Source organism: Paenibacillus rhizolycopersici (genome assembly GCF_014947195.2).
GTDB classification, from domain to species: Bacteria; Bacillota; Bacilli; order Paenibacillales; family Paenibacillaceae; genus Fontibacillus; species Fontibacillus rhizolycopersici.
Genome location: NZ_JADCNN020000002.1, coordinates 1 through 26,339, shown reverse-complemented (window position 1 = coordinate 26,339; position 26,339 = coordinate 1). Strand labels below are relative to the sequence as shown.

At 54.3% G+C, this 26,339-nt stretch carries 22 protein-coding genes; 13 read left to right on the top strand and 9 right to left on the bottom strand.

The genetic code is table 11. The features are described from left to right. Nucleotides 1-26 precede the first annotated feature (26 nt). The 4 genes from IM700_RS02450 to IM700_RS02435 all read right to left on the bottom strand — a co-directional run bounded on the left by IM700_RS02450 (nucleotide 27) and on the right by IM700_RS02435 (nucleotide 3,816). Nucleotides 27-1,115: a Ger(x)C family spore germination protein gene (locus tag IM700_RS02450; RefSeq protein WP_193416663.1), complete on the bottom strand. Its 1,089-nt coding sequence runs from the start codon at nucleotides 1,113-1,115 to the stop codon at nucleotides 27-29. Next, entirely contained in the window at nucleotides 1,112-2,191 is a 1,080-nt protein-coding gene (locus IM700_RS02445) for a GerAB/ArcD/ProY family transporter (protein WP_193416662.1), read from the bottom strand. Before IM700_RS02445 ends, IM700_RS02450 begins: the two co-directional genes overlap by 4 nt. Then, a complete protein-coding gene (locus IM700_RS02440; RefSeq protein WP_193416661.1) occupies nucleotides 2,184-3,527 on the bottom strand; it encodes a spore germination protein in 1,344 nt (447 codons plus the stop codon). The genes IM700_RS02445 and IM700_RS02440 overlap by 8 nt, the downstream gene beginning before the upstream one ends. Before the next feature lie 130 nt (nucleotides 3,528-3,657). Beyond that, nucleotides 3,658-3,816: an asparagine synthase gene (locus IM700_RS02435; protein WP_068782850.1), complete on the bottom strand. Its 159-nt coding sequence runs from the start codon at nucleotides 3,814-3,816 to the stop codon at nucleotides 3,658-3,660. Between the two features lie 534 nt (nucleotides 3,817-4,350). Here IM700_RS02435 and IM700_RS02430 point away from each other — a divergent pair. The 8 genes from IM700_RS02430 (at nucleotide 4,351) to IM700_RS02395 (ending at nucleotide 12,650) form a co-directional block, all read left to right on the top strand. Next, nucleotides 4,351-4,740, top strand: coding sequence for a NusG domain II-containing protein (locus IM700_RS02430; protein WP_193416660.1), 390 nt, complete (start codon nucleotides 4,351-4,353; stop codon nucleotides 4,738-4,740). Next, nucleotides 4,724-5,278 carry a Gx transporter family protein gene (locus tag IM700_RS02425; RefSeq protein ID WP_193416659.1) on the top strand — a complete coding sequence of 185 codons (555 nt, stop codon included), beginning with the start codon at nucleotides 4,724-4,726 and terminating at the stop codon, nucleotides 5,276-5,278. Before IM700_RS02430 ends, IM700_RS02425 begins: the two co-directional genes overlap by 17 nt. A gap of 45 nt (nucleotides 5,279-5,323) precedes the next feature. After that, a complete protein-coding gene (locus IM700_RS02420) occupies nucleotides 5,324-6,145 on the top strand; it encodes an ATP-binding cassette domain-containing protein (RefSeq protein ID WP_155608254.1) in 822 nt (273 codons plus the stop codon). Beyond that, on the top strand, nucleotides 6,145-7,074 hold the full coding sequence (locus IM700_RS02415; RefSeq protein WP_193416658.1) for an energy-coupling factor transporter ATPase: 930 nt from the start codon (nucleotides 6,145-6,147) through the stop codon (nucleotides 7,072-7,074). Before IM700_RS02420 ends, IM700_RS02415 begins: the two co-directional genes overlap by 1 nt. Continuing rightward, nucleotides 7,067-7,867 (top strand): energy-coupling factor transporter transmembrane component T family protein, encoded by an 801-nt coding sequence (locus IM700_RS02410; RefSeq protein ID WP_193416657.1) that lies wholly within the window; start codon nucleotides 7,067-7,069, stop codon nucleotides 7,865-7,867. The genes IM700_RS02415 and IM700_RS02410 overlap by 8 nt, the downstream gene beginning before the upstream one ends. A 253-nt stretch (nucleotides 7,868-8,120) precedes the next feature. Beyond that, nucleotides 8,121-10,145 carry a U32 family peptidase gene (locus IM700_RS02405; protein ID WP_193416656.1) on the top strand — a complete coding sequence of 675 codons (2,025 nt, stop codon included), beginning with the start codon at nucleotides 8,121-8,123 and terminating at the stop codon, nucleotides 10,143-10,145. 23 nt (nucleotides 10,146-10,168) lie between these two features. Then, complete coding sequence (locus IM700_RS02400) at nucleotides 10,169-11,452, top strand: aspartate aminotransferase family protein (RefSeq protein WP_193416655.1); 1,284 nt, start codon at nucleotides 10,169-10,171, stop codon at nucleotides 11,450-11,452. 322 nt (nucleotides 11,453-11,774) lie between these two features. Then, nucleotides 11,775-12,650, top strand: coding sequence for a UbiA-like polyprenyltransferase (locus tag IM700_RS02395; protein ID WP_193416654.1), 876 nt, complete (start codon nucleotides 11,775-11,777; stop codon nucleotides 12,648-12,650). 47 nt (nucleotides 12,651-12,697) lie between these two features. On the opposite strand, the gene IM700_RS02390 is transcribed toward IM700_RS02395, so the two are convergent. The 5 genes from IM700_RS02390 to IM700_RS02370 form a co-directional block, all read right to left on the bottom strand. Then, entirely contained in the window at nucleotides 12,698-13,462 is a 765-nt protein-coding gene (locus IM700_RS02390; protein WP_193416653.1) for a hypothetical protein, read from the bottom strand. Between the two features lie 130 nt (nucleotides 13,463-13,592). Continuing rightward, nucleotides 13,593-14,573: a polyprenyl synthetase family protein gene (locus IM700_RS02385; protein ID WP_193416652.1), complete on the bottom strand. Its 981-nt coding sequence runs from the start codon at nucleotides 14,571-14,573 to the stop codon at nucleotides 13,593-13,595. 90 nt (nucleotides 14,574-14,663) lie between these two features. Beyond that, nucleotides 14,664-15,119, bottom strand: a complete 456-nt coding sequence (locus tag IM700_RS02380) for a hypothetical protein (protein WP_155608247.1) — start codon at nucleotides 15,117-15,119, stop codon at nucleotides 14,664-14,666. Nucleotides 15,120-15,325: 206 nt separating this feature from the next. Then, nucleotides 15,326-17,203, bottom strand: coding sequence for an FAD-dependent oxidoreductase (locus IM700_RS02375; protein WP_193416651.1), 1,878 nt, complete (start codon nucleotides 17,201-17,203; stop codon nucleotides 15,326-15,328). A gap of 41 nt (nucleotides 17,204-17,244) precedes the next feature. Then, nucleotides 17,245-18,153, bottom strand: a complete 909-nt coding sequence (locus IM700_RS02370) for an FMN-binding protein (RefSeq protein WP_155608245.1) — start codon at nucleotides 18,151-18,153, stop codon at nucleotides 17,245-17,247. Between the two features lie 532 nt (nucleotides 18,154-18,685). On the opposite strand from IM700_RS02370, the gene IM700_RS02365 reads away from it, so the two are divergent. The 5 genes from IM700_RS02365 to IM700_RS02345 all read left to right on the top strand — a co-directional run. After that, on the top strand, nucleotides 18,686-20,185 hold the full coding sequence (locus IM700_RS02365) for an HD-GYP domain-containing protein (RefSeq protein WP_336244878.1): 1,500 nt from the start codon (nucleotides 18,686-18,688) through the stop codon (nucleotides 20,183-20,185). A gap of 39 nt (nucleotides 20,186-20,224) precedes the next feature. Then, nucleotides 20,225-21,646: a sensor histidine kinase gene (locus tag IM700_RS02360; RefSeq protein ID WP_193416650.1), complete on the top strand. Its 1,422-nt coding sequence runs from the start codon at nucleotides 20,225-20,227 to the stop codon at nucleotides 21,644-21,646. A gap of 67 nt (nucleotides 21,647-21,713) precedes the next feature. Beyond that, nucleotides 21,714-22,091, top strand: a complete 378-nt coding sequence (locus IM700_RS02355; protein ID WP_155608242.1) for a RidA family protein — start codon at nucleotides 21,714-21,716, stop codon at nucleotides 22,089-22,091. A 654-nt stretch (nucleotides 22,092-22,745) separates the two neighbouring features. Further along, nucleotides 22,746-25,913: a DEAD/DEAH box helicase gene (locus IM700_RS02350; protein WP_193416649.1), complete on the top strand. Its 3,168-nt coding sequence runs from the start codon at nucleotides 22,746-22,748 to the stop codon at nucleotides 25,911-25,913. A 54-nt stretch (nucleotides 25,914-25,967) separates the two neighbouring features. Beyond that, the coding region (locus tag IM700_RS02345; RefSeq protein ID WP_204801108.1) for a hypothetical protein at nucleotides 25,968-26,339 on the top strand (372 nt) is incomplete at its 3' end.

Below are 26,339 nucleotides of genomic sequence, written 5' to 3'. Positions count from 1 at the left end.
TTGCGTTTGATAGGCGGAGCTCCGCCTCATTTGAAGGGCTTATCCCTGACGGTTTTCAGATTGCCTTCATTTTGAATCGTTGTTTTCACGTCCAAATCGATCTTCAAACGAGGCAGATATTCCGTACGCCAATGGGCCAACTTGTCCCGAGGGATTCGAGTTCGAAAATACTGGCCCACCCCTAGGATGTCCGCCTCGTGCTTCAGGATATTTCTAAACATCTTGTTGAAGCGTTGGGTCAACAGAGTCTCTAGTTCATCCTTGATTACATCCACGGTAGGCCCCCCGCGGGTTTCCAGAACGGATACCTTTAAGTTGATTTGGCTGCGCATGTACGGGTCTCCGTCCTTCAGCGCAACGCGGTGTTTCATGGAGTTGCTGACAATTAACACGCTGGCGTGGTTCATGACCTCAATCTTGCCGTGCGCACTTTCTTCGTTAAAGGCGTTCATCAGCAGGGTTTCGTCCGCGGTAATTTGTCCAACCATCCGGCCGTTCTTAATAATGGCTGCTCCGACGTTTTCGATGACCGTGCTTGTTCCCGATTTAATAATCGGGATGGCGATATCCCGGGTATAAGAATGGATGCTGCGAAATATTTCCCAGGTTCGCGTTACTGCGACGGACGGGCTCCAACCCGCATTTTTTTCAAAAAAATTGTAAAGTACGGTTTGATCCGTTGATGAATTCTTCTGGAGCTTGGTAAAAAAAGTCTCTAAATCCTCGTCGCAAATGGCAACCATCGCTTTGGCAGAAATCTCGCGAGAACGCATGAAGCTGGAGATGCTGTCGGTAAGTCCTTCCTCGGCATATTTCCGGTCAAAAATGATGACCTTCAAATGCAGCAGATCGACGCGGGTCTCCATATTTGAGCTAATTTCGTCGACTACTTGCGTAATCGTTTGCCCCGTACGCGTAACGAGCATGGAACGGGTCCCGTTCTCGCTCGTTTGCGGGATATCAAGGAACACCTTGTATTTGGAATCTTCCCGGGAGATCCCCATGACGACCGGTAGAGAGCGATGATTGATATCCCGGTTATCCCAGCAGCCGCTAAGGGTTAAGGTACAGCAGGCAACCATCGCGAGTTTCAGAAGAAGACGACGGGATATCATGCAGCAGTTGCTTCCTTTCGACGGGAGATCCATCCCAGGATAAAGATCGAAGAGGGGATCGTTAGGTATACATATAATCGCATCCAAGCGTTCAACCCAAATAGGAGATCGACGTCCTGCCAATCCGGGATGTTGATGCCCATGATAAACGTAAGCAGGGTCAGACCGATAACGATGTAAGAGGTCCGGATCGATTTCGGCAGGCAGCGCCTCAAGATTTCCACATTGACCCAAGCCGTCAAAGCCGTAAACAACATAACAAACGTTACGGTGCAGAGCAGAAAGAACATGGTGATCCGGTCGAACATCAGCCAGGTGATATCAATTGTGTCCACCGCGACGATAAACGGAAAATGGTATTGAGAGGTTGTATTCTCCCCAAAGGTGAGGACCGGAATATAAACGGCGATAAGAAAGAACGGGAGCAGCAACAGGCTCCCCCAAATGACTTTTTTTCGGTTATAAAGCACTTTTGGCTGAATGAACCCGAGATACATAAACCCACCGAAAAACGCAAATGAGCTTTCCAGGTAATCCGGATCCGTAAGAAATGAAAAACGGCTGTTCCATAAGGGGAAGATGTAGTGCCAATCGACGTTTTGGAAAGACATGCACAAGACGAAGACGATCAGCGGAAAGAAGATCAGGGCCATGAGCACGCCAGTACGAAAAAGAGCCTGCACCCCCAGTGAGGTGATGTAGGCTGAAATCAACAAGGTCAACAACATAATCGCCCATAACGGCGTATTGGACAGAAACACGAGGGAGATCGTCTCCGCGTACGCCCGGATCGTCACGGATATCACCATAAACATGTAAATGAACAGGGGCAATAAGAAAATCACGGCGACGGGTTTGCCAAATTGGCTATAAATATCCAGCAGATTCTGACTTTCAAATTGGCTTAACCCTTTGGTATATAGGGAAATTAGGATCCAATGAAGCAGGAAGCCGAGCAGGATGGGTATCCATTGAGCCGATTCGGTGCTATCGATGATGTTCGTCGGAAAGATAAAGAAGATCAGACCGATGTGGGTCAGGATATGTACGAGCACAACTTGTAGGCTTTTATCCATTTGAATCATCCTTTGATTTGATGAAATATAAGTAGGGGATGCCATAGGTTGTTACGCTAGCCAAATAGGCGCATATAATGACCAGACCGGATAGGATTCCGAGGACACCAAATAATGAAGCCAAAATCAGCGTGAGATACTTAAACAGGCGGATAGGCAGCGAATTTTGAAATCCGACCACGGCCGAATTGGCAATCGTAGTCGCCGCAAGAATAATGATAAGCAGGCTGCTGACGAGCTTGGCCTCGACGACGGCTTGTCCTAATATAATCCCTCCGACTACGGTTAGCGTCGGACCAATGCTTTTCGGCAGCCGGACGCTGGCGACGATGATGAGCTCAAGTACGACTAGTAGCAATAGAGTCTCCACGAAAGCCGGATAGGGTACCCCGGAACGGCTCTCGGCGATGGAAAGCGCCAGCTCGATGCGGAGCACTTCCGGATTTACAGAAACGAGAGCTACGTAAAGGCTAGGCATAATGAGATTGAGCATGATGCCGGCAATGCGCAGCCCTCGAATCAGGTACATAAACAAGATCGGGTAATTCCGATCGTTCTCCATCATGAAGATGTCGCCGACCAGTGCAGGCAAGATCATAGCAAACGGAAACCGGTCCAGGAAGAGAACGACTCGCCCCTGGCGCAGCGTATGGGCGGCTTCCGTCGGCAACTCGGTGGTGTAGAATTTGGGTACCGCCTTCCAGGGTTGAAAGCCCAGCGCTTTGCAAACCCGCTGCAAGTTATAGAGATCTCGGTTTTTATTGGCTTCAAGTCGCTCCATGACTTCTCGGAGAAGAGCCGGTTCAACCTGGCCTTCCAAGTACAACAAGGCCAATTTTCGGGGCGAGTGATTCCCGGAGACGTAGACCTTGGTGCGTAAAGACGCGGTGTTCAATTCCTTCTTCAGTAGGCCGATATTCGTGGCAATATCGTCGTTAAAGGCGCTGGCCGAACCCTGCAGCACGTTTTCATTTAACGGTTGTTCGATGCTGCGGGTTAAGGCGGTTGGAACGGGCACGACATCCAGGTAAGTTTCGGGATCCTCATAGCAGATGATGAGGTCGCCGGACGTCATTACGGCAAGCAGAGAGGCCTCGTCAGGTTCGGATATGATTTGACCGAGCTTATTGAGTACGATCAAGGCCGAATCGGTATCTAGCGAGAAATCAAGGTCCGCCTCCCGGACACGGGACTGTAGATTTGCCCACGTTTTTGGCAGATCGATCAATGACTTAAATCCCATGATTTGTACAGGCCGCCCGGCCAGAATATGCTCTTCCATAATAAAATCGCCGTCATGCTCAAAACGGTTGCGAATTCGGTCCGTAAGCTTCATAGGGCAATCCTCTTTCTCTATGGATTATCCCCATTATTTGTTGGAAGCGCTGGGAATATACTCTCGACTGCCCCACAAAAATAACCCGGAAGCCAAGTGCTCCCGGGTCGTCCGTCCCCCAAACGGAATGCTAACGGTGCTCGATGAGGTCGATCGTACCCAGTACAATATGGGCCAAACCGAATCCAAGTACGCCGGTAGCGGCAAGCTTATACTTGCTTCCAAGCAGTGATGCGGCTGAAGCGGATACTACAGCTCCAAGAACGGTAGGAATCAAACCTTCGCGCATTTCACACACCCCTTTGGTTTTGTTTGGAAAGACAACGTTAGTGTAAGCAAAACAGGCATCGGCTATTCGCGCCAATGCCCGCTTCGTATTGTTATCCAAGCCTTCATGTACACGTGAAGACTGGCCTATTGTTCCTGCCTCGACTACAACAAACTGCCTGTTTCTAAAACAACAAAAGCCCTACCTCTCAATTGTCCTTGCGGCTCCGATGACCGCGCCAGTGTGAATCAGAAATTCGTCAAAATTCTTACTTATCTTGGGTCATTCAAATAGGAATTTCATACCGGATTGGTATAAGGAGAGTTATAATCTTTTGAGGAACTGCAACGTGGTCATAACAATCTAATTTAATATTATACTTTGAATATTTTAAAAATGCAATAGTTATCCATAAAATCCCTACTAAAGTGATGATTTTGTGAAACCCTGGGAAAACTCCATGAGGTGAGATATTTGTCACACTAGAGCGCGGGAAGCACCATGTATAATGAGTTCATCTAAGATTTATATAATCAAAAAATAAGGGAGTTTGCCATGAAACGCGGAGATATCCTGTTGATCGGGTTAATCGTTGCCGTCGCTTTAGTGTTCTTGGTACCGAGATGGCTTGGCAATTCAAGTGAAAACAATCACAACAATGAGAACCGGGTAGCGAGAATTACGGTTGACGGGAAGCTGTTTAAAACGGTTCAGTTGACCGGAGAAGAACAGACCGTGGACATCCAAACGGAGTACGGTTACAACATTTTGAAGGTGCATGATTACGGCATTGAGATGATTGACGCCGATTGCCCGGACAAATTGTGCCTGACCTTCGGGTTTATCGACCGGAACGGCGGGACGATCGTATGCCTACCACATAAGTTAATGGTCGAAGTGGTATCCTCGGGAGAAGGAGACGATGTCGATGCGCTCGTTAAATGAACAATCCAATCTAATGTTAAAAAGAACGGTGATCGTGGCGATTTTCGCGGCGGTAGCGGTTGTGCTTAGTCTGGTCGAATCCGTGATTCCGGTAAACATGAGCGTACCGGGCGCGAAGCTGGGGCTAGCCAATATTATGGTGCTGACCTGTCTCTATTTCCTGCGGGCTCGGGACGCCCTGATGATGGTACTGCTGAAGACGCTGCTCACCGCATTTATATTCGGGACCTTTTCCAGTTTCTTGTTTAGTATTATGGGGGCGCTGTTCAGCTTTGCGGCGATGTGGTTCCTGCTGCTAGTTGGCCGCAAGCGACTGAGCGTGATCGGGATCAGTATCGTCGGGGGGATCGCCCATAATATCGGGCAGTTGACGGCTGCTGCCCTGTACTTCAATACGTCGAAGATCTTCTATTACTTACCGATGCTGTTGATTATGGGGGTCTTGACCGGTATTGCTGTCGGCATCGCCGTAAGATATTTGATTCCGTCTCTGTCGAAGCTATCTTTATTTGAAGGCTTTTTGGCGGAAACGGCTTAAGCTGGGGCTGCCCCGTGCTTAGTATACCTGAGGGGGGAGAGAAAAATGGGCGAAACCGGAATGGCTTATGAACTTCGGGAGGTTTCCTTCGCATATCACCCGGCGCATCCCGTGCTTCACGAAATCACACTGAGTATCCCTTCGGGCAGCTGGGTTTCGTTGGTGGGCCCCAATGGCTGCGGCAAATCGACGCTAGCTAAGCTGCTAGGCGGATTGTTAGCCGTCAATGGCGGCACGGTTGATGTGGAAGGAACCCCGCTGAATCGGGACACGGTCCAGCGGTTGCGTCCGCGGATCGGGATGGTGTTTCAAAATCCGGACAATCAATTTATCGGCGCCACTGTTGAAGAGGATATCGCCTTCGGTCTGGAGGGGCGCAACCTGCCGCGGGAGGAAATGGTGACCCGCGTGCGGGAATATGCGGATAAACTGCAAATCGGCCATCTGCTGCCCAAACATCCCGCTGAGCTGTCGGGAGGGCAAAAACAGCGGGTGGCCGTCGCTTCGATATTGGCGATGGAACCGGGCATCGTGATTTTCGACGAGGCTTCTTCGATGCTGGACGAGAAAGCCCGCGGCGAGCTGCTCGCCATCCTGCGGGAGATGAAGCAAAGCGGCCGTTACACGATGGTGTCGATCACTCATGATGCCGACGAGATCCTGGCATCTGACCGAGCGATCGTACTGGGTGGCGGGACGGTCGCTGCCGACCTGACGCCGGGCGAACTGTTTCGCAATGAAACGCTGATGGCCGATTGCCGGTTGATTGCCCCGTACCGGATACGATTACAGCAGGAGTTGAAGCGGCGAGGAGTACCGTTTCCTGTCGGCTTAGGACGGGTCGGCGACGAGGAGGCGGATCTCTGATGGCCATCGAGTTCAAACAAGTGCACTTTGCCTATGATGAGCGCAGCCCATGGCGGCATAGCGCGCTGGGGGAGGTCGACCTGTACCTGGCAAACGGGGTGTTTGCCGGAATAGCCGGGGCCTCCGGATCGGGGAAATCGACGTTGATGCAGCATTTTAACGGCATTCTGAAGCCGACAGGCGGTACGGTTCGCGTACTGGATGTGACGATGCAAGCCGGAGGCAAGACGCCGCCGATGCGCGAACTGCGGCGCCGAGTCGGACTCGTCTTCCAGTTCCCGGAGCAACAGCTGTTCGAGGATACGGTGGAAAAGGATCTTTGCTTTGGGCCGCTCAATTTCGGCTGTTCCTTAGACGAAGCGAAGGAGCGAGCTAGCCGCGCGTTAGCGCAGGTCGGCCTGGATGATTCGTTCCTCGACCGCAACCCGTTTCACCTGAGCGGTGGACAGATGCGCAAAGTAGCGATTGCCTCGGTGCTGGCGATGGAGCCGGACGTTCTTGCCCTCGACGAACCGACGGCGACGCTGGATCCGCAAAGCCGGGCCGAATTGGCCGAAATGCTGTCCCGGCTGCACCGCGAAGCGGGAAAAACGGTGATCGTGGTCACGCACCGGATGGAAGAGATGCTCCCGTTCGCGGAGCAGTGGATCGTGATGAAAGAGGGGCGGAAATCGTTTCAAGGCAGCGCCGCGGAGCTGGCACGAGAGGCGCCGCGTCTGGAGGCCGAAGGACTGGCGATTCCGGCGTGCATTCGTTACTGGAATAAGGCGGCGGCACAATTCGGCTTGACGGGTGAGCCGCCGTGTCTGACGGCGGCGGCGCTGGCGGAACGACTGGCCCGGCTGCAGGCAGAGCGGACAGCGGAGGGCCGTATGGAAGAGTTCGTCCCAGCCGGCGCTTTCGGAGAAGGAGGCGGTGGAGATGCGTAATAAACTGCTGTTCGGCCGCAGCATCGATACCGGCTCCTGGGTACACGGTGTTGACCCTCGGGCCAAGTTGACCGGGATGGTCCTCTACCTGGTCGCGATTGTGGCCGTGGGCTCTTGGCCTGCGTTGGCTGTGGCTGCCGCATTCTCAATCGCCTACATGCTGTCGACCAAGATTCCGCTGAAATATTACCTGAAGGCAGCCAAACCGCTGTGGGTACTGATGGTGTTTATCTTCGTCGTTCAGTGTTTGACGGTGGAATCCGGGGCGGCGCTCTGGCGCATCGGATCCTGGACGTTGTACAGCGGAGGAGTAAGCAGCGGGCTGATCGCAGCCTTTCGCATGGGGCTGTTGGTATCGTTCACGGCGATCCTGACGTTTACGACGACGCCGGGGCTGCTGAACCAGGGGCTCAGCGGCGTGTTGAAGCCGCTGCGACGGGTGGGCATCTCCTCCGAACGCCTAACGTTGATGATGAGCATCGCGCTGCGTTTTATTCCGACGATTTTGGACGAAACGCACAAAATCCTCAAGGCGCAGGCTGCCCGCGGTGCGGATCTGAAGGAGCTGCCTTGGAAGGAGAAAGGGCGCATGCTGGTATCGCTGCTCGTCCCGGTCACGGTCAGCGCCTTTCGGCGGGCGGAGGAGCTCGTCTTGTCTATGGAGTCCCGCGGCTACACGATCGGCGCGCCGCGTTCCGAATATCACCTGCTGGCCTGGAAGGGACGGGACACCTGGTTTGTTGCATCCTACATCATTCTGGCGGCAGCGGCCGTGGTGTACCGCTTGATTTGAACCGGGGGCTGGTGCTTCGCACATCTGCGCTAACACGTTGCATCATAGCTCCTGGCGCTGTGCCTTGCGCACCTGTGCTGCACCTCGGCTTGCTTGCCCTCCCCTGTGCGGATTGTTGCAATTTCTGCAACATTTGGAGTGGGCAAGCGAGGAAAGCGTAAGAATGTTGTATTTCCTGCAATACAAGAAGGTAGATAGAATTGGATGGATAGGTTGATAGGTTGGCATTTAATCATGTGAGGGGGAAACGACTGTGGCACGTTTTTTTAATGGGAAAGAAGTCGAGCTGCTTGCGCCCACGGGAACATTTGAAATTTTCAAACAAGTGATTGGAGAGAACTGCGACGCGGTCTATTTCGGGGGGCCTAGCCTGAATATGCGCTTGATGCGTAAAGGCTTCAATTTTAGCCTGGAGGAAATCACGGAGGCGGTCAAGATTGCGCACGGCCTCGGCAAAAAAGTGTACGTCACCGTCAACAATCTGCTGAACGAAGGCGAGCTGGAGGAAGCGGAGGCGTATTTGCGATTTTTGGAATCGGCGGGTCCGGATGCGATTATCGTACAGGATTTCGCCGTTTTGTCCTTGGTCCGTGAAATGGGCCTAAACATCAAGGTCCATTCCTCCGTCATGATGAACGTGCACAACGTGGAAATGGTTCGGGCCCTGCAGGAGATGGGAGTGACCCGTGTCGTCACGTCGCGCGAGATGGATCTGATGACTACCCGCTATCTGCAACAGGCGACTGGTATGGAGTTGGAGTATTTCGTGCATGGGGATATGTGCTCGGTGCATGGGGCGAACTGCTATTTTAGCTCGATGGTGTTCGGCATGAGCAGCAACCGGGGCAAGTGCTTGAAGCCGTGCCGCTGGGATTATCGTGTGAAAAAAGACGGCAACGTCTATCCGGCGGAATACCCGCTGGCCGTCAAAGACATGTTCATGTACGAGCACATTCCGGAGCTCATCCACGGCGGGATTACTTCCTTCAAGATCGAAGGACGCATGCGTGACGCGGCATTCGTCATCATGCTCGTGAAGGCGTATGGGGACGCGATCGATCGCTACATCAACGACCCGGTTGGCTTTGATCGCAGCCGGGACACGAAGCTGCTGTACGAAAACCGCAAGCGTGATTTCTCAACCGGGTATGCGTTTGGCCGTCCGGGGTTGTCCAACATCAACCGGAGATATGAAGGGACGGGCAAGTTCTACAGCACGGGCAAGGTGTTCAGCACGCCGACAGAGGAGCGTGAGCTTGGCGAGAAGCGCGTTGAGGCTATCCGTGAGGCGCTCGTAGCCGTTGCTCAAGAGAAGAAGGGGGCAGGACGGCAGAATGGAGTTGTTGCGGGCATAGCCGTGCATGTGAATAACATGGCACAGGCCAAAGCCGCACTGGAGGCAGGAGCCGATCATCTCTATCTGTCCGGTGACGTATTCGAGCCGGATCGGCCGTTTACGAAGGAAGACGTGAAGGAACTGGCGGCGTTGAAGGGGAATGCCAAGCTGTACCTTGGCTTGCCGCGGATGATGACGGAGCAGCATTTCGATCTCTATGAAGGATTGCTGTTTGGAGAGCGGTTGCCGATCGACGGCCTGATGGTAACTAATCTGGGTGCCATTCGCAAGTTTGTCGGCAAAGGTTACCCACTGGTGGGCGATTTCAATCTGAATGTGTACAATCGTCTGTCGGCCGATTTTTACCGTGGGCTTGGCGTTGGTCGGTTGACGGCATCGATGGAGCTGCCGCTGAAGGATCTGGCGGGGCTGCTGGCACATGCGCCAGGACCGCTGGAGGCCATCGTACACGGTTCGCCTGCGATCATGTATATGGAGCATGACTTGTACGAGAACGCCGAAGTGTACCAAGCCATTGCGGAGGAAGATAACCACTATGTCGATAACAGTATCCTTGTGCTGAAGACAGATAAAGGCGAAAACCCGGTCTACCGGGACGTCCATGGCCGCAATCATTTGATGATGGCCAAGGAACTCTGCTTGATGCCGGTCCTGAAAGAGCTGCTTGAGGCAGGCTTATCGGTCTTCCGTATCGAAGGCGCAACCTACAAGCCAGAGCAGTTGGCCGAGATCGTGCGTTCTTACAAGGCGGCGCTGGCTAATCCGGATGCTGCTACGGATCAATTTGGTCGAATGACGCCGGTTTATGCCGGCTATACGCTGGGCGTGCTGCAATTTGACGGCGGCAGCGCCAGTGGGGCAGCAGGCGCCGGAGAAGAGGCTTCGGCTAACGAGGCGGAAGCAGCAGTAAGCCGAGCCTAACGGGGGAAAGGAAGCGAAGGGATATGCAGAGCTATATTGGACCGGAACAAGTGTTGAAGAAGCGGGAGCAATATTTCTATCCATGCACCAGCCACTTTTATCGGAACCCACCGCAGCTGGTGAAGGGAGAAATGCAGTATTTGTACGGGCATGACGGCAAGCGGTATACGGACTTTTTTGCCGGCGTATCCGTTGTGGCCAGCGGCCACTGCAACCCGGAAATCGCCGAACGGACAGCCGAGCAACTGCGGACGCTGCAGCATACCTGCACGATCTATTTGACGCAGCCCAACGTGGATTTGGCGGAGCGGCTAGCCGATGTGCTGCCGGGGAATCTGCGCCGGACGTTCTTCGTCAACAGCGGCTCGGAGGCGAATGAAGGCGCTCTGCTGCTGGCCCGCATGCATACGGGGCGGCGGGGATTCCTGGCGCTGGAGCAGGGACTGCACGGCCGGACGTACCTGACGATGAGCGTGACCGGTCTCCAGATGTGGCGGACCGATCCACAGCTGGCGCAGGACACGGACGTCACGTTTATCCCCCGGCCGTACGAGCGGGGGCTTAGCGCCGATGAAGCGGCACGCCGCTCCCTCGCGGCGCTGGAGGCGGCACTGGCGGATAAGGGCGATACCATCGCCGCAATGATCGCCGAGCCGATCCAGGGCAATGCCGGCATCATCGCGCCGGCGGACTGGTATTTCGCTGAAGTGAAGCGGCTGCTGGAGCAGCACGGCGTGCTGCTGATCGCCGATGAGATTCAGACCGGGTTTGGCCGGACGGGCCGGATGTTCGCCATGGACCGGTACGGTGTCACGCCGGACATCCTGACGATGGCCAAAGCGCTCGGCAGCGGCATCCCGGTGGCGGGCTTCGCCACCACCGACGAGATCGCAGCCAGCCTGAACCGGCCATCCGCCTCCACGTTCGGCGGCAATCCCGTCTCGTCCGTGACCGCGCTCGCGGTCCTGGACTACATCGAGGCGCATCGCCTGCCCGAGCGGGCAGAGCGCCTCGGCGAGCTGCTGCGCGGCGGCCTGACGCGCCTCGCCGCGCGGTTCCCGCAGAACGTCTCCGAAGTGCGCGGCGCGGGGCTGATGCTCGGCGCGGAGCTCTGCGCCGAAGAGCCCGAACGCGGCGCGCAGCTCGTCGACGACGTGCTGGAGGGGATGCTGGACCGCGGTTATATCATCGGCAAGAACGGCGTAAACCGCAACGTTCTAGCCTTCCAACCGCCGCTGGTCATCGCCGAGGACGACGTGCGCGGCATGCTGGACGCGCTCGAAGCCGTACTGGCGGAGCTGGCGTAACGGCCCCCCCGCCCCGGCCCCGCCAACGCCCAGGCCGGCGAAATAACGGTAAATAATACCGTTATTTCGCTGCTCCCAACCTCTGGTCGCCCGAATAGCGGTATAAAGTACCCTTATTTACCGACTAAGCCGGAATAACCCGACTTTAGACGCGATATAAGGGTAGAAAATACCGCTATTTCGGTCATACCGGCAGTTTTCCAATAAATAGCGGTACATTTTACCGCTATTTATCTGGCGGCTAGTAGGGATGGCTCGAAGGGGCCGGGCGCTGTAGTGTTGGGGCTTAATGCAGAATGCTTTAAAGGAGAGTGACCATCCCATGGAAGTAGCCCGTAAAATCGGCACCAAAATCCGGTTGTACAGCGAATTGGTGATGTTTTCGCATACATTGTTTTCGCTGCCCTTCGCTATCATCTCGATGATTTGGGCCGCGGAAGGGTTCCCGTCATGGCGCGTGATGCTGTGGGGGCTGATCGCCCTGATCGGGGCCCGAAACGGGGCAAACGCCTTTAACCGCGTGGTCGACCGCGTCTTTGACGCGCAAAACCCGCGCACGGCGCATCGCCATCTGCCGCGGAAGCTGCTGGAGTCGAAGGAGGTGCTGGTGTTTGTTGTCATCAACTATGCGATCTTTATTTTTGCCGCGGGGATGTTGAACATCCTGTGCCTGATCCTGTCGCCGGTCGCTATCTTCCTCATCTCGTCTTACTCCTATACGAAGCGGTTTACGTATCTCAGTCATCTGTACCTTGGGTTTACGATCGCTTCGGCTCCGATCGGCGCCTGGTTCGCCGTCACCGGCCAGTTTGCGTTTACGCCGTTTATTCTCGGCACGATCGTCATGTTGTGGATCGCCGGGTTTGATATTATCTACGGCTCTCAGGATATCGATTTTGACCGTAGTCACCGCCTTTGGTCCATTCCCAGCGCCTTTGGGTTGAGGAACGGCTTGCGTATCGCTGCAGGGTTGCATTTCATCATGGTTCTGCTGCTGATTGCTTTAATCCCCATACGCCACCTGGGGGGGCTGTATATCACGGGAATCATCTTGGCCATCCTGCTGTTGATGACGGAGCACAAAATCATCAAACCGTCGAACCGAAAACGCATGAACGTGGCCTCATACAATTTAAACCAGGTAATCAGCATGGTGATTTTGTTCTTTACGCTCGCCGATTACTTTCTGTTGAAATAGCTAAGCTAAAAACCCCCCGCGCCTAGCGACAGACGTGGGGGGTTAACTTAGATTCGGATATTAATATGCTGGGAGTAGTCGACTTCCATCTTTTCGATGACTTTAAAGGGCCGGAGGGAACGGTCCAGTTCCTCGATTTCAGCCTGCCATTCTTGTGAGTTGCGATCCACTGTGTTGTTGCGGGGTTTCGAGATGATCCCGGCCGTTTGTTCGAGCTGCGCTTGATAATCGGACAGTTCCGTCACGGTGCGGCGGTACAGATCTCCGATCTCGGCAGCGCTTTTCCCCGTTAAATTACTCCATCCCAAATCTTGGGCCGATAGGGAGTTATGTCCCGGCGGCAACAGGGGAGCCTGCTGATTCAGCCGACTCACGCCAATATAGAATTTCCCATAAAAATCGGTCATCAGGTTAACCTGATCCTGGATGCGGGATTTGATCAGACTTACGCTTTGCTCAAGTGTTGCCATTTCTTCCGCACTCGTTTGTGGGTTGTCCCGGGCATCTTGTAAGGCCTGTTCTCGCTTATCCAGTACAGCGATATATTTCTCCACCGGCTCCAACCCGTTCAATAAGTTATCGTAGGTGGATATCGCCCGGTTTAAATTTGAGGCACCGACACTTATCGTTACCCCTGTCGGGTTGCTTTGTTGCTGATCGCTCCTCGTCGTCTCGGCCAATGCTAGTTTCTGGGTGAGAAGCTCTTGCTCGACTCCGCAATCTTTCTGCTGCGCACGTTCATTCAGCATAGAAACAACTTGATGCAGCGCATTGAAATTCTTCTGGTTTTGACTCATAGGTGTGATTCGCATATGAACGCAACCCCCTATTCGAAATCACTCTAACCCATATATCGGAAAATCAAGGAAATTGTTTATAACGCAAAAAAAGGCGCGAACCTCAAGGACATTCATCCCTGAGATTCGCGCTTTATCGTATGAATTACTTCTCCCGTCCGCCAAAATAATCCAGAAGCGCTTGCAGATCCCGGTGCGCCGGATACGGACTCAACTGATCAATGATGTCCTGTGCTTCACCAAGGTACCGGCGGCTCAGTTCCTCGGTTTGCTCCAGTGCGCCGCTCGCCTGGATCGCCGCTACAACGGCGTCCACTTCCGCAGAGGGGCTGTCTGCCGTAATCGCCCGGATCGATGGCGCCAGATCCTTATTCTGAAGGGCGTACAGGACGGGAAGCGTCACCTGACCACTGCGCAGGTCGCTGCCGGCCGGCTTGCCCAGCTTCTCGGAAGATTGGGTGAAGTCGAGCACATCGTCGCGGATTTGGAAAGACATGCCAAGCTTTTCGCCGAAGGTATACAGCAACTGAGCAGTCTCTTCGTTCGCGCCGGCGGCCTTCGCGCCGATCTGCAGGCAGGTCGCCATGAGTTGAGCGGTTTTGTTCTTGGACTTCTCCAAGTATTCCGGAATCGTCACGTCGTAATCAAACAGATGGGAGAGTTGCTGGTATTCGCCTAAACAAAGCTTCGTCGTAGCCAGGGAGGAGAGGTCGTAAACGAATTTCTCCCGTTCCGCGGAATAGACGGAGATCAGCTCGATGACTCTGGCGGACATATAATTGCCGACATGCAAGGCGCTACTGACGCCCAGCTTGATATGCATCGCTTTCTGTCCGCGGCGCAACGTCGAATCGTCAATGATGTCATCATGGATCAGAGAAGCGGCGTGAATAAACTCTGCAGCGGCAGCGAGCCGCCATACCTTCTTGGGATCGGGACTCGGACCAAACCGGCTGCCGACGATGACCATCAGGGGGCGAACCCGCTTACCGCCTGAACGGATCAGCTCCACGATGCTTTTGGCAAGCTGGGAGGAACGGGGGACGTCACGGTCGTATTTCACCATGTTTTCGATTTCCCGATCGACCGTATTCAAAGAGATGTTCAGCGATTCCTCAAGCTTCATGGCGATCCCTCCTGGCATGGATTAGCGGTCTGCGTTCCAGATCCGTAGCGGCGGTTGCTGTGCGAAGACGACAGATGGCAATTTTGCGTCTCACATTGCCTTTGTGGCGGTGCTGCGGTTGTTCTCTAGCTGTAGAAATAGTTCCAAGGCCTTGATCAAGCGCTCGTCCTCGGGGCGTCCCTCGACGCGTTTGATTTGCATTTGCTTGATAATAGGAGCAAGATGCGTCAGCAGGTCGTATTCTTCCCACTTGAGGCAAAGCTCGACGTAAAAACTGTATAGATAGTCGCCGTCCAACACCTTGCGGGTCAGCGTTTCACCAGGGGCGAGGGAGCTGCATTCGCTGTGGCGTTGAAGAGCGAGCTTGATTGCGATGTAAATGGATAACAGCTGGCACTGGCGTACCGGCGTCATGTCGTATTGCTCCAGTAGAACGGCTAGTGGGGTTACTTCTTCATGGGGTAAATCTAACTTTATGCCGGCCTCGGGCGAGATTTCGCCCTGCAATAAGCGATAAGCGTCTTGGATGAGCTTAGGATGATTCATAAAGACACACACTCCTTAAAGAGGTAGTTCAAAAAAGTCATCTTTCAACCACGAAGCAAGAACTCAAAACCTGACTTTTTGAACTTGCACCTAAAAGCAGGTAGGCTTGCAGGGACCCTGACACCGATTTCGGCAAAGGAGAAAAAGGGGAGTAATGGGCGCCAAGCGCTCATTACTCCGGTTCAAGGTTTTATAAAGAGCTGTCATTATTCCGTGTAGAGATACCATCTTCGCACGAGCGGGATTCGTTTCCATTGTTTCTTGAGCCAAGGGAGTACGTAGTAATCCAAGCCAAACGCGCTGCCCGATCCACCGATCAAAGCGACGCCTGCGGTCATGTACCACAGCATTTCCGTCGAAGCCATGCTGGAGGACCAGATCATGACGCCGAGCGCGACAGTGGCTGCCGAAGCGATTGCGGTGAACAGACCCACGATAATCATGACGCCAAGCGCGATCTCCGCAAAGACCATGAAGAATTGGAATACGGTAGCCAGAGCGGTGTAACCGCCGTCTGAAGTGTAGAAGAACACATCCATAAACCAGCCAACGATCGATTTGATAAATCCTGGCACCGGTAAGGCGGTAACTGCCGTCGAGGCGCTTTCTACAGCCGAAGCTGCGGTTTGGGCATCTACGGTTTTGGTTACTTCACCGGCTGCTTCACTGGCCGCCGAGATGACGTCAGCATTTGGCGAAGCCGGGATCAGGAAGATGTTCGAAGGATCTTTCCACACTTTCGGAAGCTTGTCGATGCCTTCCTCCAGCCATTTGTAGCCAACGAAGATCCGCAGCGGCAAGAGCCAGAAGTTGGGCGAACGCTTCGCAAAGTGACCGCCAACAAAGCTTCTGCGATTGTTCACATGGAAGAATTCATGCATCATATAAGTCCATACTTTGGCAAAACCAGCCACGGTGAACAGATAGTACATATTGATCAAGTGCTTGCTGAACATCGCCATGAAGCCGCTGAGCATAAACATTTTATTCGGCAGGCCGACATTCGCTACGCCGTAGCGGCTGCCGATACATACCATGGTTCCGTGGAAGCCCGGTTTATAAGACTTCTTCGGTTTGCCGTGAATGTCCGCATGAATGTTATGTGCGATAAGAGGACCGGCTTGCTCGGCGTTCTCAACCATCTGCGGTACCGGACGGGTTTCGCCTTCCGGAATGAAGAAGATGTTGTCGCCGACGATATAAACGTTCTCGTGATCGATGCTTTGCAGCTTATCGTTGGTCACGATCCGTTTGCGGCCTTCCTGTTTCACATCGAGCTTGCCAACGAGCTCGGAGCCTTCGACCCCAGCCGTCCAAACGATCGTATCGGCTTCCAGTTCTTGGCCTTCGCCAAGCTGTACGCTGGTTGGCGTAACGCCGGTGATCTTGGCGCTCGTAATGATTTCTACGTTCATCTTGTGCAGTCGTTTCGCAGCTTTTTGGATCAATTTGTCCGGCAGGATCGGCAGGATTTTCGGAGCCATATCGGCGACGACCAGACGCACCTCGCTCGGATCAATAAAGAACTCTTTGCAGAGCTCGTCGCGGAACTCGGCCAATTCGCCAACCAATTCCACGCCGGTGAAGCCGGCACCTACCACGACGAAGGACAGCATTTTGCGGCGTTTGGCTGCATTGCGAACCTTGGCTGCTTCACTAAACTTGTTGCGTACTTGCTCTTTCAGACGCACGGCGTCTTCATAGGACCACAGGGTTAACGCATGCTCCTCAGCGCCCGGGATCCCGAAGAAGGTCGGTTTACAACCGGTACCGATAACGAGGTAATCGTATTTATAGGTATTTAGCTCGGAACGAAGTTCTTTGGCGTTAAAATCAATGGCATCGATAGAATCCAGAACTACGTCGACTTTTTGCCCGGCAAAAATCTTCTTCAGTTCGATTTTGACCGAATCTTCAGGTGCCCGGTTCGCTGCGACTTCATGCAGTTCGGTCAGCAACGTGTGATAGGGGTTCCGGTCAATCAGCTGGATCTCCACGTCTTTTTCTTTTTTGAACAGTTTGGCCAGATGCTTGGAAGTAACAACACCGCCATAACCGCCGCCCAAAACTACGATTTTCTTCAAGAGATTCACCTTCTCATTTTAGGGTGGGTGGTAATATGCGATTATTTCGCGGATTCAAGTGCCTTGGTAACGAGTTCGAAGAAAGGTTGCAGCGTGATCGAAGCGCCGGCGATAGCATCGGTTTTACCTTCTGCGTTAAATGTGACGGATGCCGGATCTTGTTTTTCAACCAAATAAGCTTCGGCTTTAGCCGCTTCTTCATGCCATTCGGCTTGCGCGCCGCCGGCTTTCATGCCATATTTGCCGTCGATCGAGTATTGCTTCTTGTCTTCCCCTTTGTCGTTTACGCCACTGAAGTTGACTTTAACGATCTTACCTGCGGCAACAACGACATCAACGGTATCTTTCCAACCGGAATGTTCGTCGAAAGCGGCTCCTTCCGCATGGTAGGTACCGTCTTTGTAAGGACCAGCTTCAACTGGACCGGCAGCCAACGCTTGATCAGCCAAGTTAAAGAATTCACTTACATGGACGGAAACACCGGAAATTGCGTCGGTTTTGCCTTCATCGTTCAAAGTGACTGCTTTAGGATCTTGTTTCTCGATCAGGAATTGCTCGACTTTCTCGGCTTGCTCATGCCATTCGGAAGAAGCGCCGCCAGCTTTCATTCCGTATTTGCCTTCTTTGGAGTAAGTCACTTTATCGACAGGAGCTTTCTCGCTCAACCCGTTCCATTTGGCTTCCGTGATCTTGCCGCCGGATACCGTCAGGGTAACGTAGGATTGCCAGCCGGATTCCGCATCCACTTCACCTTTGGCAAAGTATACGCCGTCTTGATACTTGCCTTGCTCTGCAGCCGCATTGTTGCTTCCCGCGTTTGTTTCGTTAGTCGCCGCCGCGTTGTTTGCCGGTTCTGCCGTATTCGCGTTGTTCGCGTCATTGTTCGACCCGCAGCCGGCCAATACACCGAGCAGCAGGGCACTGCTAAGGATGATTGAAGCTTTCTTCATGATAGAGACCTCCAGTGAATGAAATATATATATTAAAATGTGAAGACATTTTAATAACGGAAATCAGTGTCGGGGGCGGTAAAAAAGGCCGATTTTATGGGGGATCCGGGAGTCCCAAAACCTTTGTTCGATGGAATTTTAGCATATTAAAATAGGTGTTAATGTGAAATAAATCACATGAGGTGTGACATAAAACAACTTCCCAAATCGGCGGAGACGGCGCCCCGTAAGGGATCCAACAATTGAAAGCGATTACCTAATTTTTAAAATATTTATTTTTTTAAGATGGCGCTGATAAGAAGGCGAAAAGAACAGGTTGCCTCTAATCCTTAATCGGTCTGAGTGCCTAGTTCTTAAAGACTAAATATCGGCAAGTTTTTCATGCGAGCGGCCATCGGACCATCCGGAATGAGGGCTTATACACAAAAAGTTCCAATCGACTTATGAAAATAGTCATGATTGCTGCCGATATAGATAGAAGCGGGCATGCCCGAAAATATCGCGAAACGGAAAGAAGGCATCCTCTTTGACGGTGTACAGGACGTTTATTTCGCGCCTCTTACTTAATTACGCAGCCGGCTCCTTGCTGGCGCTCATCGCGATCGCGAGTCTGATCGCCGCTGCGCCCTTGGATATATCCCCATCGGAATATGCGTGGCTGATCTGCATCTTGGGCCTGTCGCTCTGCTGCATGCTGGGGCTGGAATGGTTCGTATTTACCCGGCAGATCAAGCCGATCCATATTGTATTCATGGAGGAAGTCGGCAGCTACCAAACGCTTCAAAATGTATACATACGCACACACCGATTGCCTTCGCTTGCCGTCAAGCGAATTCTCGGTCCGCATTTATTTGGTCTGGTCGTCCCCGGTGCAGGTTTAACGTTGGGATTGATCCATGCCGGCCGCTTGTCTATTCCGCCTTATTATGTGCTGCTTGCCGCCCTGGGCGGTATGCTGGTCAGCGGCATGCACGCTTTGGTTGAATACTATTTAACTTCCTATGCGATCCGACCGGTACTGGAGGAACTCATCGCCTGGAGTCGCAAGATGTTTGGTAAGGAATTATCCCTTCATGGAAGGGTTATCGTCCCTGTATCTCGAAAGTTAAAATGGAGCTTTTTCTTGATGAGCATGGCTCCTTTGCTGCTGTACAGCTTATCGATGCAATTTCGACTCGAGGACTATGGCCATGGGGCCTATACCTATTGGCAATGGGCCGGGTATATTTTGGCCGTGAGCATCGTCTTTGCGTTGATCGGCTCTCGGCTGCTGGCGCGTGAAATTATGCTGCCTATTCAACATTTATACGAACGGATGGCCGAAGTGAAGTCCGGCCACATCCGAACGGGAGCAAGCGACTTGTTTTCCGACGAGTTCTCGAGGCTGGTCTCGGGATTTAATCATATGTTGCGGGGGTTGCAAACCCAGGCGGCCCTGAACAGCCAGTTGGTGGATAGCTATTTCGCTACTCTGGCGGCAGCGCTGGATGCCCGCGATCCATATACGGCCGGCCATTCCCTGCGAGTTGCGGAATACGCCGTCAAAATCGGCCAACTGGCCCATTTGTCCGAGGAGCGTATCGATGAATTGCGTAAGTCGGCACTGCTCCATGATATCGGCAAGATCGGCATTCGCGATGCCGTTTTGTTGAAGGAAGGCCGTTTGACCGAAGAGGAATGGGAGCAGGTGAAGCAGCACCCTGTGCTCGGAGAGGCGATTTTGAAGCAGGTGGAGCCTGCGGATGCAATGGCCCCTTATTTGCCTGGGGTCCGGTCGCATCATGAACGTTACGATGGAGGAGGTTACCCGGATGGATTGGCCGGGGAAGAGATCTCGCTGTTCGGACGGATTATCGCCGTGGCTGACGCCTTTGATGCCATGACCTCCGACCGGCCTTACCGTAAGGGGTTGGAGCGAGACCAAGCCATCGAGATTCTGGAGCAAGGCCGCGGAACCCAATGGGATCCGTATTTCGCCGAATTGTTCGTGCAGTATTATCGGCGGGACAACCAAAGTAAAGAATCCGGCTGATCTTCAGTAGATAGCCGATTCGGCAACAGGAGTGGGGATATGGGGATCGGTAATACCTTTGTGTTGAATCTGTGTTTGTTGATCACAGTGGCATATTTGGCCAATATCCTATATAAATACGGTTTGAGAAAAATGTCGCAGAACACCCTTTACGTGCTGTCCGTTCTATTAATGATTTTAGCGGGCTGGATCTGCATGAAGTTTGGTTTCCGGTTTGCGGACGACGTTTTGTATGATTTACGCGTGGTACCGCTGATTATTGCAGCTTTTGTGTATTCGAGTCCGCTGACGATGGTCTTGATCGGGATCGGCATCGGTTTGGCCCGGTTGACGTTAGGCTACAGCGAAGCGGCGATGGTAGGCTTGCTGAACCTGACGCTCCTGGGCTTTGTTTGTGCCGGTTTGAACGTTTGGATGCGACGCACCCATCATCGCTTTGTTGTTAAAGGCATGGTCACGATTCTGGTCGTGAATTTGGTGAACAGTCTAAACATCACCTTATTCGGTGTCATGCCGGCGCAACGTTATTTGTTTGAAGTCATGCCGGTTGCGCTGCCGATGAGCATCGTACTCAGCCTGCTGTTTGCTTTGATTCTTCGCGATTTCCAACTTGGAGCGAGGCAAAATCTGGAGCTGAAGTACGCCAACGAGCTGCTTCGCAAACAGACTGATGAGCTGCACAAGGCCAAGATCGGGCTGGAGGATCGGGCCAAGCAACTAGCTCAAGCTTCCCGTTACAAATCGGAGTTTCTGGCGACGATGTCACATGAACTGCGTACGCCGCTAAACAGCATCATCAATCTGGCGGAAATGATCGGAGAATCGGACGAGGCCGGAGAGGAGATCTCGGAATACGGCCGCATTATTCATAAATCTGGACATGAGCTGCTGCAGATTATCAACGACATTCTGGATTTGTCCAAGGTCGAGGCGGGGCGGCTGGAGATTACGGCCGAAGAAGTAGTGTTGGCCGAGCTTCCCGTCTGGATGCAGGCACAATTCGAGCGGGTTGCCGCCCAGAAGAATATCGAATTCAAGATTACGCAGGAAGCGGGCTTACCCGATTCAATCATCTCCGATCCGCAGCGGATCATACAAATCCTGCGAAACTTGCTGTCCAACGCATTTAAATTCACGCATAAGGGGCAGGTGGAACTGGATATCCGCAAAGCGCCGGCGGACGATACGTCTGAAACGGAATGGATCGTCTTCACCGTATCGGACACGGGCATCGGTGTAGCCGAGGACAAGCAGTTGGCTGTCTTCGAGGCGTTTCAGCAGGCGGACGGTTCGATTAGCCGGCGATACGGGGGGACCGGATTGGGCCTTTCGATCAGCAGTAACCTGGCCCGACTGCTGGGCGGTCACATTTGCATGACCAGCAAGGAAGGCCAGGGCAGCGCGTTTTCTTTCTATTTACCGTTTAAACCAGCCCGGGAACATAACGGCGAGGTAAGTTAGTTGTCTGGGTTGCCGTAAGGGACCGGTTATCGTTAAAATGGGTGTAGAAAGGATGGGATGACAGGTTATGGAGAAACATGTAATTTCCACGACGTCCGCGCCGGGTGCGATTGGCCCGTATTCGCAAGGGATTCAGTTGGGCGATTTGATCTTCACTTCCGGTCAGTTGGGGCTGGTACCGGAAACCGGTCAGCTCGCGGAAGGGGTCGAAGCGCAGGCCGCACAATCGTTGCGGAACGTTCAGGCCGTGCTGGCTGCTGCTGGGAGCGGATTGGACAAGGTCATCAAGACGACCGTATTTCTGAAGGACATGAATGATTTTGCGAAGGTGAACGAAGTGTACGGTTCGTTTTTTGCCGAGCCATTTCCTGCACGCAGCGCTGTTGAAGTAGCGCGCCTGCCAAAGGACGGCCTGGTTGAAATCGAGGTTATCGCGGTCAAATAACGAAAGCCCAAGATCCGGCTCGTTGAGTCGGGAAAGCTGCCGGAGGCGAAAGCCCTTTCGGCGGCTTTTTTATCGCAAGAAGAATTACCGCTAGTTGCCTGAATGTCGGAGGGTCCCGAAGAATGAGGCGATATGGCAATATGGCGATATGGCGATGAGGCTGAAAAGGTGTAAGGCAATAGGGAAGGCAATGAGGCGGAAAAGATGTATGGCGGTGGGGAAGGCGATGAGGCGGAAAGGGCGAAAGTCGGTAAGGAAGGCGATAGCCGAAAGGGCGTAAGGGACGTATGGCGCTAATGTATGCGAAAAACCGAACACATTGGGGCAAATTCGGAGATTTCAACGGAATGTATATGAAATTTCATACTTATTTGCCCATTAAGGGGACATTAGCCGACAATCTGTATGAAATTTCGAATACATTGCGAAATTTTTTGACATTAGCACGGTATTAGATACGAAAAACCGAATACAATAGGCCGGCACTAAAGTTGTGCGATGGATCGTACCTCACGGTTGGTTCTTCTAAAGATCAGGGCGCTTCTGGCGAAGTAGAGAAGGCGGGAGGGAAGACGGTTTTATAAGCGGCGTTTTTCGTATAAGATGTTAGTAATGAATTTTGGTAGGAATCAGGATAACCGACGGGAGATCATCATGAATCAACGTCTTTACGGAATATGGTTGGGCGACATATTGTTTTGCTTCTCCGGAGAAGTATCGGAGTCGAAGGTGGATGCTTGGACCGCAGTGCTCCGGCGCAAGGAGCTGGAGCCGGGAGTCCGCCCTTTTCAGCATGCCGTACTGCGACTCGCGGAGGTCAGGTATCCAGTCTCTTCCGTGCGGAGGTCCTATAAGAGCGGAGAACGGCGGAGTTTAGTCGGACGGTCGCTGGAGGGATTGGCTTTGCCCGTACCCGAGGCGTGGCGCCTGCTGCTGCAATGGGACGAATCGGTCTGGGAGGAGCAAGGGATCAAACCGGGAGCAGAAATGGGCTATTGGAGCAAAGCAGCCCGGTTTGCCTTGGAACTGCTGCTGCGCGGCCGGATCGCGCCGAACATACGCCCGGTGGCTGCCACCGGACGGCGGCGCGGGGCGCAGGGGCAAATGCGGGCAGCCTGGGGGCCATCGCTGACAGAGCCGGAGGATGCGGCCCGGTTTCAGCGACTTGCCGGTGCGATGCCGCCGATTTGCTTAGCGGCGGTTCAAACGGGGGCCGGGGCATCCTCCGAAGACGAGGGATCGCTGGAAGACCGGCAGATGGCGGTGCTGCACTCGTTTCTAACCGCAATGATCGATCACGAAACGCGCGGGGCGGTTCAGGATTTAGGGCGGAAGCTGAATCCCAGCCGGGCGGACTATCACCGGGGTTCCTCGCCACTATCCGAGCTGTGGTGGAACGGCCTGCTAACCGGTGGGCAACCCGCAGATATTCAAGGGAGTGCGGCGGAGCTGGAGCAACTGAGTACAGACGTTGCCGCTGCCGGAGGCGGACGTCCCCGGGCCGAGGAACCCGAGGCCGACGGTCTGGCGACCGGAAGCTTGCGCTTATGCCTTCGCGTGGAGCCTTACCAAGGGGGCGGCGAAGCGACGGAGGAGGATCGAGCTGCGGCAGCGACTTCGACCTGGCGGCTTAGCCTTTGGGCTGAAGGAGCCGAGGACACCCGCGTGCTGCTGCCGGCTGGACTTATCTGGAGTTACCCCGAGCCGGACATGGAAATTCACGGTCTCCTGTACCGGAATGTGCAGGAGAATTTCCTGCTGCGGTTGAACAAGGGGGCTGACGTATCCCGGGAAGTCGCCGCTGCCCTGGAGGCCCCGCGTCCGCAGGAACTCATCCTGGAACCGGAAGAAGTGTTTGCGTTCTTAAGCAAGTCGGTACCGGCGCTGCGAAAGCACGGAGTAACCGTGCAAATGCCAAGCCGCTGGACCCGAGAGGGGCGTCGTCCCGCCAGCATTCGTATCAAAACCCAGGGTTTTGCGGGTGGATTGCCGGATAGCGGGACGGCGGGAATGTCGAAGCTGGGCGTGGACCAACTGGTCGCTTTTGAAGCGGAGGCGCTGCTTGGCGACCGCGAACTGACCCGGGAAGAACTGGCCGAGTTGGCGTCGGCGAAGCTGCCGCTCGTTTTTTTTCGCGGCGAATGGATTGAAGTAGATGTGAAGGAAATTCGTCAGGTGCTCAAGTTTATGAAGCGCCATGAGAATGGAACCCTGACCTTCCGGGAATTGATGCATTTGGCTTCCGGTGAGGAGGATATCCAACTGGAAGGCGTAGATATCGCCGGGATCGAAACCACCGGGATGTTATCCCTATTGATGACCGGTGCTGCGGTCCGTCAACCTCGGCCGCGGCCTGTGCCCCCCGGGTTGAACGGGACGCTGCGGCCCTATCAAGAGCGAGGGTACCAGTGGCTGACCACAATGCGCGAGCTCGGGTTCGGCGCCTTGCTGGCCGACGATATGGGCTTGGGAAAAACGGTCCAGGTCATCTCCGTGCTGTTGGATGACGCCTCGCAGACGAGGGGCAAAAGTCTGATCATTTGCCCAACCTCTCTGCTGGGCAACTGGCAGCGCGAGTTCACCCGTTTTGCTCCGGGGCTGCGCCTGTACGTGCATCATGGGAGCGACCGCTACCGCGACGAGCGCTTCCTGCAGGAGTACCAGACATGCGATGTCATCCTGACAACGTATCAGTTGGCTGGTCGAGATGCCAAGGAACTCCGGTCGGCGGATTGGACGACGGTCGTGCTGGACGAAGCCCAATATATCAAAAATTATGGCACCAAGCAGGCGCAAAGCGTGATGAAGCTCAGTGCGCCGCATCGGATCGCCATGACGGGCACCCCTGTCGAAAACCGGCTGAGTGAGCTATGGTCGATCTTTCAGTTTCTCAATCCCGGGTACCTGGGCACGCACGCTTCGTTTCGGACACGTTATACCGGAGCCGGGGGAGAGCAGCAAACGGCTGAGCTGCAGAAGTTGCGGAAGCTGGTCGCCCCGTTCTTGCTGCGCCGTCTCAAGAGCGATCCGGACATCCGCAAGGACCTGCCGGAGAAAATCGAGCTGAAATCCTACTGCTCGCTAACCGTCGAACAAGCCCGCTTGTACCAAACGGTGACGGCGGAGTTGCTTGGTCGGATCGGCAACCATAACGGCATTGCCCGCAAGGGTTTGGTGCTATCTTCCTTGACGCGGCTGAAGCAAATCTGCGATCATCCCGAGCTGGTTCAAGGAGTCCGGACATCGGAGTCTGTCGCCTTCGGGCGCTCGGGCAAGATGGAGCGGCTCGGCGAATTACTTGATCTGATTATGGACAGTGGGGAAGCCGCGTTGATTTTCACCCAATACGTGCGGATGGGCGAGCTGCTGAAGGAGCGGCTCGCAGAGCGGTACGGCATCCGGCCGTTTTTTCTTCACGGCGGAGTGCCGAAGGCGGCCCGGGATACCATGGTGCGGGCATTTCAGGACGGCGAGGGCTCACCGATCTTCGTGTTATCGCTGAAGGCGGGTGGGGTCGGTCTCAACCTGACTCGGGCTAACCACGTCGTCCACTATGACCGGTGGTGGAACCCGGCCGTGGAGAACCAGGCGACAGACCGGGTGTTCCGGATCGGACAGCAGAAGAACGTTGAGGTGCATAAGCTGATTTGCCAAGGAACGCTGGAGGAGCGGATCGACGAATTAATCGAGCGGAAAAAGTCGCTGTCCGAGCAGGTGGTTGGCTCTGGCGAGCAATGGCTGACGGAAATGAGCGATGAGGAGCTGCGGAGCTTGATCGTGTTGCAGGAAGGCGGGCTGTTTCCGGAAGGAGCGTTCGGCTAAAAATAAGAGTTCACGCATAGGAAGACAAAAATCTTGCTACGAGGAGGAATACGCATGACCAGGCCCAAGACGATCGCGCTGGAACCCGGAGAGCCGCGGGTCCGCTATGAAGCGAATGGGCTGCGGGTGGAGCTGGAACCGGATCATGTTGTGTTGATCCCGGTGGCTCCATCGGCGGAGCGGGAGAAGCAGGCGCTGCTGCGGCGGTTGGCGGAACGGCCACGCCTGGCGGCGGCGCTGGCCGAGCATGGGGCCGGTGGCATCGCGAAGCAGCTGCCGGCGGAGCGCGCGCCGTGGCCGCTTGGCGAAGGCGAAGCTGCGGGCGAGCTCGTAGGCGCGGAGGGCCGCGGCGGCGAAGGGCCAGGGAGCGGCGAGAGCGGCGCTGGCGTAGGCGCTACGCCAAGCCCAGGCGCGCGCTGCGCGTGC